General features: G+C 69.1%; 13 protein-coding genes and 1 pseudogene. 10 read left to right on the top strand and 4 right to left on the bottom strand.

Annotation, left to right across the window (positions count from 1 at the left end):
- The first annotated feature begins 7 nt into the window (after positions 1–7).
- The 5 genes from ACTWPT_RS30350 (at position 8) to ACTWPT_RS30330 (ending at position 5,338) form a co-directional block, all read left to right on the top strand.
- Entirely contained in the window at positions 8–784 is a 777-nt protein-coding gene (locus ACTWPT_RS30350; RefSeq protein ID WP_443180895.1) for an IclR family transcriptional regulator, read from the top strand.
- A gap of 9 nt (positions 785–793) precedes the next feature.
- Positions 794–1,951 (top strand): CaiB/BaiF CoA transferase family protein, encoded by a 1,158-nt coding sequence (locus ACTWPT_RS30345; RefSeq protein ID WP_443180894.1) that lies wholly within the window; start codon positions 794–796, stop codon positions 1,949–1,951.
- Entirely contained in the window at positions 1,948–2,694 is a 747-nt protein-coding gene (locus ACTWPT_RS30340; protein ID WP_443180893.1) for a citryl-CoA lyase, read from the top strand. The genes ACTWPT_RS30345 and ACTWPT_RS30340 overlap by 4 nt, the downstream gene beginning before the upstream one ends.
- 223 nt (positions 2,695–2,917) lie before the next feature.
- The gene (locus ACTWPT_RS30335; RefSeq protein WP_443180892.1) at positions 2,918–3,859 is read left to right on the top strand and encodes a ThuA domain-containing protein; all 942 of its coding nucleotides are present in this window, start codon (positions 2,918–2,920) and stop codon (positions 3,857–3,859) included.
- A gap of 66 nt (positions 3,860–3,925) precedes the next feature.
- Positions 3,926–5,338: an alpha/beta hydrolase domain-containing protein gene (locus ACTWPT_RS30330; protein ID WP_443180891.1), complete on the top strand. Its 1,413-nt coding sequence runs from the start codon at positions 3,926–3,928 to the stop codon at positions 5,336–5,338.
- A gap of 101 nt (positions 5,339–5,439) precedes the next feature.
- On the opposite strand, the gene ACTWPT_RS30325 is transcribed toward ACTWPT_RS30330, so the two are convergent.
- A complete protein-coding gene (locus tag ACTWPT_RS30325; RefSeq protein ID WP_443180890.1) occupies positions 5,440–5,970 on the bottom strand; it encodes a pyridoxamine 5'-phosphate oxidase family protein in 531 nt (176 codons plus the stop codon).
- Positions 5,971–6,135: 165 nt separating this feature from the next.
- On the opposite strand from ACTWPT_RS30325, the gene ACTWPT_RS30320 reads away from it, so the two are divergent.
- From ACTWPT_RS30320 to ACTWPT_RS30310, 3 genes are all read left to right on the top strand, one after another.
- Entirely contained in the window at positions 6,136–6,549 is a 414-nt protein-coding gene (locus ACTWPT_RS30320) for an RNA-binding S4 domain-containing protein (protein ID WP_443180889.1), read from the top strand.
- Positions 6,550–6,787: 238 nt separating this feature from the next.
- Positions 6,788–7,636 carry a tryptophan 2,3-dioxygenase family protein gene (locus ACTWPT_RS30315; RefSeq protein WP_443180888.1) on the top strand — a complete coding sequence of 283 codons (849 nt, stop codon included), beginning with the start codon at positions 6,788–6,790 and terminating at the stop codon, positions 7,634–7,636.
- 370 nt (positions 7,637–8,006) lie between these two features.
- Positions 8,007–8,318 carry a CBS domain-containing protein gene (locus ACTWPT_RS30310; RefSeq protein WP_443180887.1) on the top strand — a complete coding sequence of 104 codons (312 nt, stop codon included), beginning with the start codon at positions 8,007–8,009 and terminating at the stop codon, positions 8,316–8,318.
- Positions 8,319–8,352: 34 nt separating this feature from the next.
- Here ACTWPT_RS30310 and ACTWPT_RS30305 read toward each other — a convergent pair whose 3' ends face one another.
- The gene (locus tag ACTWPT_RS30305; protein WP_443180886.1) at positions 8,353–8,772 is read right to left on the bottom strand and encodes an archease; all 420 of its coding nucleotides are present in this window, start codon (positions 8,770–8,772) and stop codon (positions 8,353–8,355) included.
- A gap of 21 nt (positions 8,773–8,793) precedes the next feature.
- Complete coding sequence (locus tag ACTWPT_RS30300) at positions 8,794–10,203, bottom strand: RtcB family protein (protein ID WP_443180885.1); 1,410 nt, start codon at positions 10,201–10,203, stop codon at positions 8,794–8,796.
- Positions 10,204–11,229: 1,026 nt separating this feature from the next.
- Between ACTWPT_RS30300 and lnt the strand changes: the two genes are divergently transcribed.
- Positions 11,230–12,708 carry an apolipoprotein N-acyltransferase gene (lnt, locus tag ACTWPT_RS30295; protein WP_443180929.1) on the top strand — a complete coding sequence of 493 codons (1,479 nt, stop codon included), beginning with the start codon at positions 11,230–11,232 and terminating at the stop codon, positions 12,706–12,708.
- Positions 12,668–12,895, top strand: a pseudogene (locus ACTWPT_RS30290) (transposase); the annotation flags it as partial. The gene lnt and the pseudogene ACTWPT_RS30290, both read left to right, overlap by 41 nt.
- 142 nt (positions 12,896–13,037) lie before the next feature.
- On the opposite strand, the gene ACTWPT_RS30285 reads toward ACTWPT_RS30290, so the two are convergent.
- A complete protein-coding gene (locus ACTWPT_RS30285) occupies positions 13,038–14,294 on the bottom strand; it encodes a hypothetical protein (protein ID WP_443180884.1) in 1,257 nt (418 codons plus the stop codon).
- Between the last annotated feature and the right edge of the window lie 28 nt (positions 14,295–14,322).

The following is a 14,322-nucleotide window of genomic DNA, read 5'->3' as shown; positions in this document are numbered from 1 at the left end:
AGGACCCGTGCCTTCGAACATTCCCGCAGCGTCAGGCGAGAGCGGCGGCGTGCGCAGCGTCCAACGGGCATTCGACATCCTGTCGTTGCTCACCGAGGATCGGCGGACGCTGACCATTCGCGAGGTCGTCGATGAGACTGGGCTGGCCAAGACGACGGCGCTGCGCCTGCTGCAGACCCTGGAGCACATGGGACTGCTGTGGAACACGCCGAAGGGCTACGCGGCCGGCCCCACCCTGTGGCGCTGGGCGCACCTGGCCCGCTCGGCGTGGGAGTTGCCGCCGGAGACCGTGCAGCTCATGCGTGAGCTGGGCGCGCGCCAGCGGGAGACCGTCAACCTCTACGTGCTGCGCGACATCCACCGCGTGTGCATCGCCCAGCAGGAGAGCCCGCAGTCGCTGCGTCACGTGGTGCGGGTCGGCGACGAGCTGCCGCTGTGGGCGGGCGCCTCGTCGAAGGTCCTGCTCAAGGACGCTTCCCCGCGGCTGCTCGCCCGTGTCGCGCGTTCCTCTCCGCATGGTGAGGTCCACGTGGCGACGCTGCGGGAGTGGATCGAACAGGCGGCGCGTGACGGGTACGCGGTCAGTCACGGCGAGCGTGAGCCCGGCCTGTCCGCGGTGGCGGTGCCCGTGACGAGCGGCTCGGGGGCGACCGTGGCGGCGCTGACGCTGAGCGGGCCGACGGTGCGCTTCGGCGAGGACCGCGTCCAGGCGTTCGTCGCGGACCTGCGGGAAGCGGCCAAGCGCATGTCGGAGCGCGGGTTCGACCATCCCCTGACCTCTTGAGGAGAGTGAATGCGGCAGTTGCCACTGGAGGGCGTCAAGGTCGTCGACCTGACCAACGTGCTGGCCGGGCCGTACTGCAGTTACCAGCTGATGCTGTTCGGCGCGCAGGTGGTCAAGGTCGAGATACCCGGTAACGGGGATCTGGCCCGCCGCCTCGGCCCCGACCCCGAGCTCAACCAGGAGCAGATGGGTGCCTCCTTTCTGGCGCAGAACGCCGGGAAGAAGTCGGTCGAGCTCGATCTGAAGAGCCCGGAGGGCCGGGCCGCCTTCGAGTCGATGGTCGCCGGCGCCGACGTCCTGCTGGAGAACTTCCGGGCCGGAGTGCTGGCCAGGCTCGGCTACGACTGGGACCGGCTGCGGGCACTCAACCCCGGCCTGATCTACTGCGCGATCTCCGGGTTCGGTCAGAGCGGGCCGATGAGCGGGGCCCCCGCCTACGACCAGATCATCCAAGGACTGTCCGGCATGATGAGCGTCACCGGCACCCCCGAGACGGTCCCGCTGCGCGTCGGATTCCCCATCTGCGACACGATCGGCGGGCTGATGGCCGCCCTGGCGGTCTCCGCCGCGCTGGCCGGCCGGCACCGCAGCGGACACGGCTGCTTCCTGGACCTGTCCATGCTGGAGGCGTCCATCTCCGCCATGGGCTGGACGGTCTCCAATTACTTGGTCAGCGGCGTCGAGCCGGAGCCGATGGGCGACCAGAACGCCACCGCTGCTCCCTCGGGCACGTTCGAGACCGCCGACGGACCGCTCAACATCGCCGCCAACCAGCAGGCCCAGTTCGAGACGCTGTGCCGGCTCATCGGGCGACCGGATCTGCCCGCCGATCCCCGGTTCGCCGACAGGGAGTCCCGCAAGCAGCACAGGCAGACGCTCAACCACGAGCTCAACCAGGCACTGCGCGGCAAGACAGCACGGGAGTGGGAGGGGATCCTGGCCCGTGAAGGCGTACCCGCCGCCCGCATCCTCACCGTCCCGCAGGCCCTGGCCCTGGACCAGGTGCGGCGGCGTGGCTTCCTGACGGACGTGCCGTTCGCCGGCGCCGGCGAGCGTCACGTCACCGTCACGGGCAACGGTGTCGTCATCGACGGCGTGCCGCTACGCCCGCACGGGCCGCCGCCCCTGCTCGGCCAGCACAACGAGGAGTTCGGAGTGACGTCATGAGCTTCGGAGGCGAGGTGGCCGACTGGTGGGCGACGGCGGTGTCGCGCATCGAGCCCGACCTCATCGAGCTGCGGGGCGAGCCGGTCCAGGACCTCATCGGGCGGATCGGCTTCGCCGAGATGATCTGGCTCATGCTCCGCGGCGAGCGGCCTGACCCGCGCCGGGCGGCGCTGCTCGAGGCGGCGCTGGTCTCGTCGGTCGACCATGGTCCGCATGCGCCGTCCATCGCCGCCGCGCGGATGGCGATCACCTGCGGGGTGGGGCTCAACAACGCCGTCGCCACCGGCGTCAACCTGCTCGGCGACGTGCACGGCGGCGCGGGAGAGCAGTGCGTGGAACTGCTCGAGGAGGTCGTCCGGGACGGCGACGCGGCCGCCGTGGTGGCCCGGCGGCGGGCCCGTGACAGATACCTGCCCGGCTTCGGGCACCGCTTCCACACCCGCGACCCGCGCCGCGACCCTCTGCTCCGCCTGGTGACCGACGCGACCGCGGAGGGCGTGGTGGCGGGCACGCACCTGCGTGCCGCGCTAGAGGTGGAGGAGCTGATCGCGCCGGTGCCGATGAACATCGACGGCGCGACCGCCGTGGTCTACGCGGAGCTGGGCTTTCCGCCTCCGCTGGCGCGCGGGCTCTTCGTGCTCAGCAGGAGCGTAGGCATCCTGGCCCATGCCTGGGAGGAGGCCGGTCAGGGGCGGCGGAACAAGGGCCCGATCCCGCCGTCCATCCTGCCGACCTGGTTGTAAGGCGAGGGAGCCCTGATGCTGCCACGGCGGCGGCCTTGACGTCGTCGTGCTTTCTGCCGCTGCCTGTGCGATGGGCCATGGGATCCACAAGACGGACCCACTATGAGCCGGAAGCCACCGCGAAGACAAGGGCTTGTCGGGGTTCGCCGCACTGGTTACGCTCAAAACCTCTCAGTGGACCATACGGTCCACCTAGCGGACCACCACAGCGCCTGAGGTGCCCATGCGCAGCAAACTGTCGATCGCCGCCCTGACCGGTGCGGCGACACTCCTGCTCACCGCCACGTCCCCCAGCTCCGCCGCCTCACCGGAGGGCGCACGGAACCTCGGCGACCCGGACTACGGCGTCTGCCGGGGTACAGACCCCCGTTGCTACCACGACTGGGGCAACTTCGATCCGGCCAAGGGCTACCGGCTGCTCGTCTACAGCCGCACCGCGGGACCACGCCACGCCCACCTGGGCACCCCGCTCGGGCCCGGCATGAACCCGCCGCTCAACGACGACAACGTCGCGGTGAAGGCCGTGGTCAAGCTGGGCCAGGACAACGGGTTCGCCGTCGACTACACCGAGGACGTCACCCAGCTGTCGGCGGCGAGCCGCTTACTTCGGTACAACGCCGTGATGTTCCTCAGCACCACCCGCGACACGCTCGACGACGCCGCGCAGACCGCGCTGCGGCAGTACATCCGCGCCGGCGGCGGCTTCGCCGGCGTGCACAACGCCTTCGGCACCGAGTACAACTGGCCCTGGTACGAGGGCCTGCTCGGCAACGCCAACTTCTACGACCACAGCGCCAACCAGCCCGGCACCGTCGTCACCGTCAACGGCCGCGACGCCTCCACCCAGGGCCTGCCGCAGCGCTGGGCCTTCACCGACGAGTGGTACAACCTCATCCCCTACCCCACCCGCGTCCGCGTGCTGGCCGAGGTGGACGAGAGCACCCTGACCCGAGGCGTGCGCGGCGGTCTGGGCCACCCCGGGCATGGTGAACACCACCCGGTGAGCTGGTGCCAGTACTACGACGGCGGCAAGGCCTGGCTGACCACCCTCGGCCACGACGTCAAGGCGTGGACCGACGAGCCCATGGAAGGCGACCAGTACTTCATCCAGCACCTGCTCGGCGGGGTGAAGTCCGTGCTGGGCATGGCCCCCTTCTGCCGCTGAGTTCCACACCTCGCCAAGCGCCTCCATGATGAACTATCTAGTTCGTACTACCGGGATGGAGTCCCTATGCTCCGCCTCCTCCTGACCTGCGCGTTGTCCCTCGCGCTGATCACCACACCTCCCCTCCCCGCGAACGCCCACCTCGACGAGCCGGCCGCCGCCCCCACCGTGACCGGCCCGATCCCGTCAACCGGCCAGCCCCGCGACCACCCCTTCTTCGCCACCGACCAGGACCTCGGCAAAGCGGGATACATCGAGGAGGAGTACTTCGTCGACGGCACGGCCAGCCGCTACACCACACCCGACCAGGCCACCGGCACGGTGATCGACAGCGGCCACCCCTACAGGACCCGCATCGTGGTCCGCCGGCCGATCTCGCCGAAGAAGTTCAACGGCACGGCCATCGTCGAGTGGTACAACGTGACCAACAACTTCGACTACGAGGTCATGTGGTCCCGCTCCTTCCGCCACATCCTGGACGAGGGATACGCGTGGGTCGGCGTGAGCGCCCAACGCAACGGCGTCCACTCCCCCACGGGGCTGAAGGCGTGGAACCCTGCCCGCTACGGCGGCCTCGACCTGACCGCAGGCGGCGCCGTCACGGACGACGGCCTCGCCTACGACGTCTTCACCCAGGCCGCCAAGGCTCTGACCGAGCCACGGGGCGCGCGCCCCCTCGGCAACCTGAAGGCCAGGACGCTGATCGCGACGGGCCAGTCCCAGTCGGCCTCACGGCTGGCGGTCTACGCCAACTCGGTGCACCCGCTCGCGCCCACCTACGATGTGATCACCGTCGTGGACGGCGGCACACGGATCCGCGCCGACCTGACCACGAAGGTCTTCAAAACGGCCAGCGAGTACGACGTGCTCGCCAACCAGGCCGCCCGCCGCCAGCCCGACAGCGACCGCTTCACGTACTGGGAGATCGCCGGCGCCTCGCACTCCGACCGGCACGCCTACCTTGTCAACAACCCGATCCGGCTCCGGGACGCAGGCGTGTCCGGGCTGCTGGCAGGGCCCACCGCACCGTGCGTGTCCCCGGCGCGCAGCAACGTCCCGTACGAGTACGTGCTGAGCGCGATGTTCGACCACTCCGTACGCTGGGCGCGGGAGGACCGGCGGCCGCCCGCGGCCCCCATGTTGGAGATCACCGACGTCACCACCAGCCCGGCAGCCGTGACCAGGGACGCCTACCAGATCGCCCGCGGCGGCATCAGGCTCGCGGCGGTCGACGCCCCGACCGAGCGCAACACCGGCTGGAACCTCGGCCTGACCGACGCCACCGCCAGCGCCTGCCGTCAGGGCGGAACCTGGATCCCCTTCGACGAGACCACCCTCGACGAGCTGTATCCAAGCCACCGCGACTACGTGGCCAAGGTACGCCAGGTCACCGAGCGGAACCTCCGCGACGGCTTCATCACCAGGCGAGACGCCGACCGCACTATCCGCGACGCCGAACGCTCCCTCGTGGGGCGGTGACCCGACGCCGCGCTACATGCAAGTGCTCTCCGATGACCTGTGCACCCGACCGGCCGGCTCGGACATAGGGGACACGGTCCCGCTAGGGCCTGTGCTGCGGATCAGGACTGGGACGCCGCAGTGAGCTTCGCGATATCGGGGGCGTAGACGGTCATCCAGTGCGCATGCAGCCGGTAGTAGACCACGTCGTTGTCCCAGTCGAAGAAGTCGTCGCCGTAGAAGTCCTTGAAGTAGGCGCGCAGGTCCGGCCAGTCTGCAGCCGGCTCGGCGTCCTGGGGGTTGAGGATCTCCACCGTGCCGTGCGTGAACACGCCCAGGTCCTCACCGCACATGTGCGCGGCGCTGACGGCGGGGCGAGCGGCAAGATGGCGGGCCTTGGCCGCGCCGCGCGCCGTGCCGAAGTACCACTTGCCGTGCAGGAAATGCCCGTCCACACCGCTGATCCGCGGCTCGCCCTTCGCCGTCACGGTGGACAGGGCGAGGGTGCACATGCCGGTGAGGACCTGGGTGAGCTGCTCCGCGGTCAGCGTGCGCTCGCTGTTGATGATCGAGCGGAGGTGCGAGGTGGAGCGGGAGAGGGAGGCGTCGAGGAGGGCCTGGAGCTCTTTGAGCTCTTCTGGCGTTTCGCGCATTGAGGTCCTTATCTATCCGTAGGGCCCGGTCCACGTCCGCCATCGACGCCGACCGGTGAAACCATGCTCGAATCAAAACCCGACACGTTGTGTCGTATTTCCTCATCCGTCTTGCGGACCGCACGTGCGAGCCACGGGTGTCGCGTCACTCAGTACAGTGTCTGGGTGGCAGGTGAGCAGGTGAGCGCCCGGGTGGACAGCTGGATCTGGTCGGTGCGGCTGACCAGAACTCGTTCGATCGCGTCCGACGCCTGCCGGGGCGGGCACGTCCGGGTCAACGGGGTGCGGGTCAAGCCCGCGCACGCCGTCCGGGTCGGTGACGAGATTCGGCTCCGGCACGAGGGGCGCGAACGCATCGTGGTCGTCTCCCGGATCATCACCAAGCGCGTCGGCGCCGCCGTGGCGGCCGAGTGCTACGTCGACAAGAGCCCTCCGCCTCCTCCGCGCGAGGAGGCCGTGACGGTGGCCGTTCGCGCTCGTGGCGCGGGTCGTCCCACCAAACGGGAGCGCCGCAGCATCGAGAAGCTGCTCGGGCGCCCAGAGGCGGAGGGTCGGGCTCGCCGGGCGCGCCCGGAGTGATCGGGCCGTCAGTGGCCCGGGCGTACTCCCTCGCCGGAGCGGACGTGATGCCTGCCGACGACGATCGGCTCCGAACCCGACCACCCGAACAGCATTTGCCATATCGGGACACAATCCCGCACCATGTCTGATGGGCTCGACGCCGTACCGAGACGGACGGGCCCGAGGGGACCGGGGCTCCAGTGCCGAGAGGAAGGGAGCGGACCGCTACCCGGTAGCGCGCCTCGAGGAGACAGCGATGTCGCATCACCCCGAGTCCCGAGAAGCCGGTGTCGGTTCGGACTCTCCGAACCTCGACTTCGCGGGCACGACCCCGTACGAGGACTACGTTCATGCGGACGTCCTCACCCACCTCCAGCACCCACTCTCCGACGACCCGGGAGAGATGGCGTTCCTGGTCACCACCCAGGTCATGGAGCTGTGGTTCACCGTGATCGTCCATGAGTGGGAGACCGCCGGTCGCGCACTGCGCGAGGACCGGCTGCCCGTCGCGATGGACGCGCTCAAACGCAGCGTGCGCGAGCTCGAGGCGCTGAACGCCTCCTGGCGGCCGCTGTCGCAGCTCACGCCCACTGAGTTCAACGCCTACCGAGCCGCACTCGGCGAGGGCTCCGGCTTCCAGTCGGCGATGTACCGGCGGATGGAGTTCCTGCTCGGCGAGAAGTCGTCGTCCATGCTGGTGCCGCACCGGGGCGCGCCGCGCGTCCACGCGGAGCTGGAGAAGGCGCTGCACCAGCCGAGCCTGTACGACGAGGTGCTGCACCTGCTCGCCCGGCGCGGGCACGCCGTACCGCAGGCCGTACTGGAAAGGGATCTGTCGCAACGGTACGAGCCCTCCGCCGAGGTCGAGGCGGTGTGGGCGGAGATCTACTCCGGCGATCGGGACGCCGACCTGGCACGGCTCGGCGAGGCGCTGACGGACGTCGGCGAGCTGGTGTGGCGCTGGCGCAATGACCATCTCGTGGCGACCCGGCGCGCGATGGGTGCCAAGACCGGAACCGGAGGCTCGGCGGGCGTGGCCTGGCTGGAGAAGCGGGCTGTGAAGAACGTGTTCCCCGAGCTGTGGACGGCGCGCAGCCGTGTCTGATCCCACCCACGCCGCGAACCGTTAACGTCAAGAAACTGCGAATCTCCAGAAGGGTGTCATCTTGACCGGCGCCGACCGCGACAACGGCACCCGCGGTCCGCGTCAACGGCGTCGTGGACGTGCGCGACGACCCGCTGTGGGATGAGAACGATCTTTGACAGGTCCGGCCCGAGCAAGTGCCGGGCGAGCCGGATCTCACCGGGCCCGCGCTGTCTCAGGGCCCGAATGACCGGCGACCCCCGGCATCTGCCCATAAGACCGATCCGAGATGGGATTGACGGGCAGTAACACCCGAAGAGGCGGGAGCTGTGGAGCCCACCGTGCTCGGTCGGGGCAACTCCCGAGTGCGGATGCCGTCCAGGGGGATGCGATGCGCGTCAAGGTTCGGGATGTGATGACCCGTGAGGTGGTGTCGGTGAACGGTGGCGCCTCATTCAGGGACGTGGCCGAGGTGTTGATCGCTCATGGCGTCAGCGCTGTTCCTGTCGTCGACGGCGAAGGTCATGTCGTCGGCGTCATCTCGGAGGCGGATCTGCTGCGCAAGGAGGAGTTCAAGGAGCAGTACTACGGGGAGGGCTACCAGCCGCCGTTGCGTGCCCGATTGCGTCGCTCCCTGAGCAAGGAGGGCCCGAAGGTCAGGAGCCGACACCGCTGCCGATCTGATGACCACCCCCGGCGGTGACGATCGGGTCCGAGGTCGATCGTGCCCGATGGCCTCACACGTCCAGGGTCACCGCGCAGGTCCACTGGCCTGCATCGTGTTCGAAGGTCAGCTGGTGCAGGGTGACGGCTTTAGGTGCCGCTCCGGTCTGGGGTACGGTCGTCAGGTCGGCCATCGTCAGGTGGAGGCTCAGACGGTTCTGTTCCTGTTGGGCCGCCACTTTGATCGGGATCTGTCCAGTGGTGTCCATCAGGTAGATGACCTCGTCCAGGACGGCCACCAATTGGTCTTGAGGCTCGCCGGGCTCGACACGCAAGTCGTACTCACCGCTGGCGGCGGCGCCGCGCAGGTCGAGGAAGCTCTCCACCATGCCGAGCACTGCCTGGGCGATGCATTCCCCGGTGGTCGGTGCCCAGGCCTGGATACGGGTGTCGGCGGTGTGGGGAAGAGCGCGGTGTCCGGCATCGGCCCTCATCGGCGTCTCCCTTCTGCTCCTTCAGCCTTTGACGACGCCGAGGGGGACCAGACGGGCGACCTTGCGGCATAGTCCTGCTCCCTCACTGGCTGTGACCACGGCGTCGACGTCCTTGTAGGCTGTGGGCGCCTCCTCGGCCAGCCCTCGCCAGGTCGCACCGCGTACGACGATGCCCTGCGCCTCGAGGCGGTCGCGTAGTTCCCGGCCGCCGGTGGAACGCGCCGCCTGGTGGCGGCTTTGGGTACGGCCCGCGCCATGGCAGGTGGAGTGGAATGCCTCGCCGCCCGGAACGCCGGTGAGCACATAAGAGGCGGTGCCCATGGTGCCCGGGATCAGCACAGGCTGACCCGCCGGGGCCAGGTCGGCCGGTAGATCGGGATGATACGGCGGCAGCGCCCGGGTGGCCCCTTTACGGTGGACGCACACTTGCACGCCGTCGTGTGTTTCGATCTTGGCCAGGTTGTGCGAGACGTCGTACACCAGATCCAGGCCGCTGTCGGCGATGTCGGCGAAGGCTCGCCGCGTGGCCTCGCCGAGCAGTTGCCGGTTGGCCCGCCCGTAGTTGGCTGCGGCGGCCATGGCGCCGAGGTATGCGCGGCCTTCGCGAGAATCGACCGGGGCGCAGGCGAGTTGCCGGTCGGGCACCGTTATGCCGTAGTGCGGCATTGCCTTCTCCATCGCGCGTACATGGTCGGTGCAGATCTGGTGGCCGAGCCCGCGCGAGCCACAGTGGATCATCACGCACACCTGGCCACGGTTCAGGCCGAACGCGGCCGCCACCGCCTCGTCGTAGATCTCCTGCACCGCCTGGATCTCCAGGAAGTGATTGCCGGAGCCGAGGCTGCCCACCTGGTTCAGCCCTCGCTCCATGGCCCGGGAACCAACCTGGGAGACATCTGAGTCGGCGACCCCGCCGAAGTCCTCGCAGCGCTCCAGATCCCGCGCCACACCGTGGCCCTGCTCGACGGCGTACCGGGCTCCGTCGGACAGTACCCTTTCCAGCTGCGCCCGCCCGGCCAGGTGCCAGACGGCGCCGCGCGCGGCACCTCGCGGGATGACGTGATCGAGGCGATCCAGGAGCCGGTTTATTCGAGGTGCCAGCCGGTCGCGATCGATGTCGGCCGCGAGCAGCCGTACTCCACAGGAGATGTCGAAGCCGACCCCGCCCGGAGAGATGACGCCCCCGGCCGCGATGTCGGTGGCGGCCACGCCGCCGATCGGGAATCCGTAGCCCCAGTGCAGGTCAGGCATGGCGTAGGAGGCTCGGACGATGCCCGGCAGGGCGGCCACGTTGACGACCTGCTGCAGCGCCTGGTCCTCAGGAAGCAGCGCGCGCGAGGCCAGGACGACGCCGGGCACTCGCATCGGTCCATGCCGCTCAATGCGGAAGCGGTAGGGCGTCTCCTCGACAAGCTGGATTGTGTCTCCCATTTCTGCCCCCATGGTGCAGATGGCGATGAGGCGGCCCAGGTCAGAGTCCGAGGGCCCCCTCTGGCATTACCCCATGCCGGGTCCTGCACCGCCGAAGGGTGTGAACTGCTCGTCATATTCGCTATGGAAACCTCAGCGTCAGCGCTGATCTCGTGGTGGCGCTGTCCGGGATGGCGGCGCCCAGGGCAGGATCATCCTGTCAGGCTCTACCCGCCAGGGCGGTCTGCGACCGCCTTGACCTCGTCCCGGATCCGTGGGGCGGAATGCGCCGCCACCGCTACGGACTCACTGCCCTGCGGCACCGTGCTTGATCGCGTTCTCGATTCCTTGGCCTGCCGGTGCGAGGAGGGCCTACTGCGGCGCGCACGAACGCGTCCTTGGCCTCGAGCACTCGGCGCAGACCGGTGAGGAGTTCGGGGCTGTCAGGCAAGGCGTCGATCACTGCGGCGGCGAGATCGTGGCACGGCTTGCTGATCACCTACACAGACCTGACGTGCGCAAACGCCGTATGATTGGTGCTTGCGTTGCGATGATCAGCTTGGGGGCGCGAGGCGCACAGGGGTGCCGCACCGTGGGTGGCGTGCCGATGGTCGCCCGTCATCCCCGGACGGAACACGTTCTGGGGCCACGTCCCCAGGCGTGTAGCGCGGTCGTCCGGCATTGGTCATAGACCGTCAGGACCTGGCGGGTCCGCTCGTACGTATCACCGAAGAACTGCGGGGTAATCGGTGGGGAGCCGGAAGGAGTGGTGCTCATGCCACGTACCGGTAGCCACGCATACGACGTGAAACGTGCTCGGCGCCGCAAGAAACCGGAGAACCGCGGGCTCGTTCACCGTACCCTGCCGGACGAGGACCATCCCACCGGAGGTGCCGTCCCTCATCCCGTCTTCCGGGTGCCGATGGAGCTGGTTCAGCTGTTCCGGCCGCGCTCAGCCGACGATGATCGCCGGCGCTCTGTGGGGACCGGTGGGTCGCCTTGGTGAACGTCGCGGCGGTGCGGTGGGGCAGCCGGCTGCTCGCCCTGATGACCGGCGCTGGCCTGGCGCTGGCCTTCCCTGCAGCTAACGCGTGGTGGTGGGCGTGGATCGGACTGGTACCCGTCCTGGTCCTGCTCAGCGCCGCGGGATCGGCTTGCGAGGCGGCCTTGCGAAGCTGGTTGGCGGCAGTGGGCTTCCTCGCGACGCTGCACCATTGGATGCTGCCGTCCTTGGGCGCATTCTCGGTGCTCGTGGTGGCGGTCGCCGGCCTGGTCTGGATACCGTTCGGCCTCGTCGCGTACGGGTTGCTGCGCCGGGTCACGCCGGCCGGGCTGCTGGCGGCGGTGCTGGTGCTGCCCTCGATGTGGCTGGTCGCCGAGGCGCTGCGATCATGGAAGCACTTGGGCGGGGCGTGGGGGTTGCTCGGCCTGAGCCAGTGGCAGGTACGGCCGGCACTGGCGGTCGCCGCCGTCGGCGGGGTATGGCTGCTGAGCTTCCTCCTGGTCGCCGTCAACGTCGCCCTGACCGCCGCCGTGCTGCCCCGCGTCCGGCTCCGTACGCGGCTGACCGGCGTGGGCGTGGCCGCCGCCCTCGTCGTGGCCACCGTCGGATTCGGGCTGCTACGGCCTGAACCGCAGGTGACGGGCACGATGCGGGTCGCGGGCGTGCAATCAGGGGACGTCCCCGGCCCGAAGCAGCGGCTGGCCGCCCACTTGCGGTTGACCCGCGAGCTCGCCGGCCATGACCACGACGTCGTCGTGTGGGGGCAGAGCAGCGTCGCCTTCCATCCCCCACAGCACCCCGACGTGGACCTCCAGCTACGTCGGGCCGCCGCCGAGACCGGGAGCGACCTCCTGGTCAACGTGGACGCCGCGGATCCCTCCGGGCAGATCACCAAGTCGACCTACCAGTACTCCCCCGGCGGGCTCACCGGCACGTACGTCAAGCAGCGCTTGGTGCCCTTCGGCGAGTACATCCCCCTCCGCCCGCTGCTGGGATGGGTCGCCGACATCACCGAGGCGGCCGAGAAAGACCGGTCCACCGGCGATACGCCGACGACGCTGGCGGTATCCGGGTATACGGTCGGCCCGCTCATCTCTTACGAGTCCACCTTTCCCGACATGCGGCGCCACCTTGCCCGCATGGGCGCGGACGTCACCATCGTGCAGGGCTCCCTCACCACCTTCCACAGCAGTTGGGCACACGCGCAGCAGGCGAGCTTCGAGGCTGTCCGCGCGGTCGAGTCCGGGCGCTCGGCGGTGCTCGTGGAGCTCGACGGCACCTCCGCGGCCTTCGACGCACGCGGACGGCCGCTGGCCTGGGTCTCGCCCGACTACCGCGGCACCTTCATCATCGACGTGCCGCTGTCCCACGAGACGACCCCGTACGTGCGGCTGGGCGACTGGGTACCCGCCCTGGCCGCCGTCATCGTCATCGCGGCCGGCGTCGTAGCCGGCCTCCGGAGAAGCGGACTTGCCTGGGTCGACCGGCCCGTCCCCGGTCGATCGAGGCCGGGCCGGCAGTAAGCACCACCTGATCACCGACGCCACCAGCATCCCCCTGGCCGTGATCGTGACCGGCGCCAACCGCAACGACGTGACCCAGTTGCCGCCGCTGCTGCGGGCCATCCCGAAGGTGCGTGGCAAGCGCGGCCGTCCCCGCCAGCGCCCGGACGCCGAGCCGGCCGACCGTGGCTACGACCACGACGAGTACTGCCCGCGCATCCGGTGGGAGATCCGTGCCGACATCCATGAGGCATTCCTCAAGCTCGGCCGGTTGGGCGTCGATTCTGCGGGCCTCGCAGTCTCCGGGCCTATCTCGAGGGCGGCGGAGAGCGCCGCAGGCCGCCGAACCGCTACGGCGTGATCGCGTGGGCGGCCGGGGTCGCTGACTTCAGCAGGCGCCATCCCAAGGGCGCCAAGGCCAGCCACATGCACAGGACCGCGAACGGCATGAGGGCCTGGCGGCCGGGTCCGTCCAGCACTTCGTAGCCGATGAACAGGAGCAGGGTGGCCATGACCAGCGTCAGGGTCGTCGTGCTGATTCGCCTCAGGATGGCCAACTGAATGATCAGGACCAGGAACCCAAGGTAGACCAGCTGGGTGCCGAATCCATACAGGATCGGTTCGGCTGCCGGGATGCTTCGGATCTGCTCGAAAAGGACCTCCTCCTGCGCGCGATTGCCGGTGGCGAATCCGACATACAGGTCGATGACCATCTCGGCGATCGAGGCGGTGACGCTGATCAGCGCCACCGCGAGACTCGCCCTGGCGAGGATCTGCCCGGCACCGCGGCTTCGGACCCGGCGAAACAGTTCGACGCAGGCGAGGGCCAGCAGCACGAAACCGATGAGCCACACCGAATGCGCGATCGTCGACCATGGCTCGACTCCTTCGTTGCCGCCGAACCTCATGAAGGTCCAGCCGCCGAGCTGCCCCACCGGCGCCAGGATGAGTGACCACCCGGCGAGGGTTGGCCAGGTCATCGTCATCGCCCGGGTCAGGTCGGATGAGCTGCGACGCAACAGTTCACGTCCTACCGGCAGGAAGGCCAGCCACAGAATCAGCGCCGATCCGGCCTGCGCCAGCCGCAACGGGATCTCCACCAGCAGCTCGGCGCCGTTGACCAGTACCGCCACGGTCACCAGGGTGGCGAAGAGTGTGGTGCCCCTGCCCAGCACCGCGAGGTGTATCGCCTGCACGATCAGCGCCAGGGACAGCAGCACCGGCCCGACGTCGTAGACGGCCAACTGCACCCCGGGCAGGTCGTGGATCTGGCCGCTCAGGACCCGCATGTCGGTGCGGTTGTCGGTGGAGAAGCCCACCACCAGATCGATCACCATCTGGATGAGCAGGCAGCCCGCGCCGATGACACCGACGATCAGCGAGCCGGTGGCCAGCAGCCGCCCTCCCGAAGTGGTGTCCTTGGCACGTCGATACAGCTCTACGCAGACGATCGCTTGCATGACGCTGTTGACGACCCAGGCGATGTGGGCCAGGGTCCAGCCGGGTTCCTGGCCACCCGTTCCGCCCAGGCGCATCAACGCCCAGCCGGCCAGTACCAACAGTGGTGCGGTGACGAAGGACAGCCCGGCGATTCGTTTCCAGTTCATGGACGCCGACCCTAGCCTTGCAGAATTT

The organism is Nonomuraea sp. 3N208 (genome assembly GCF_052245935.1).
Lineage (GTDB): Bacteria > Actinomycetota > Actinomycetes > Streptosporangiales > Streptosporangiaceae > Nonomuraea.
Note: the sequence above shows the minus strand (reverse complement) of the source record. Positions and strands in the feature narration are given on the sequence as shown.

Bases quoted from the DNA above. Each gene is read 5' to 3' on its own strand.
- ACTWPT_RS30315 (WP_443180888.1), top strand. From the start codon at position 6,788: ATGTCGCATCACCCCGAGTCCCGAGAAGCCGGTGTCGGTTCGGACTCT.
- ACTWPT_RS30325 (WP_443180890.1), bottom strand. From the start codon at position 5,970: ATGCGCGAAACGCCAGAAGAGCTCAAAGAGCTCCAGGCCCTCCTCGAC.
- ACTWPT_RS30335 (WP_443180892.1), top strand. From the start codon at position 2,918: ATGCGCAGCAAACTGTCGATCGCCGCCCTGACCGGTGCGGCGACACTC.
- ACTWPT_RS30330 (WP_443180891.1), top strand. From the start codon at position 3,926: ATGCTCCGCCTCCTCCTGACCTGCGCGTTGTCCCTCGCGCTGATCACC.
- ACTWPT_RS30300 (WP_443180885.1), bottom strand. From the start codon at position 10,203: ATGGGAGACACAATCCAGCTTGTCGAGGAGACGCCCTACCGCTTCCGC.
- ACTWPT_RS30310 (WP_443180887.1), top strand. From the start codon at position 8,007: ATGCGCGTCAAGGTTCGGGATGTGATGACCCGTGAGGTGGTGTCGGTG.
- ACTWPT_RS30285 (WP_443180884.1), bottom strand. From the start codon at position 14,294: ATGAACTGGAAACGAATCGCCGGGCTGTCCTTCGTCACCGCACCACTG.
- ACTWPT_RS30345 (WP_443180894.1), top strand. From the start codon at position 794: ATGCGGCAGTTGCCACTGGAGGGCGTCAAGGTCGTCGACCTGACCAAC.
- lnt (WP_443180929.1), top strand. From the start codon at position 11,230: ATGACCGGCGCTGGCCTGGCGCTGGCCTTCCCTGCAGCTAACGCGTGG.
- ACTWPT_RS30340 (WP_443180893.1), top strand. From the start codon at position 1,948: ATGAGCTTCGGAGGCGAGGTGGCCGACTGGTGGGCGACGGCGGTGTCG.
- ACTWPT_RS30305 (WP_443180886.1), bottom strand. From the start codon at position 8,772: ATGAGGGCCGATGCCGGACACCGCGCTCTTCCCCACACCGCCGACACC.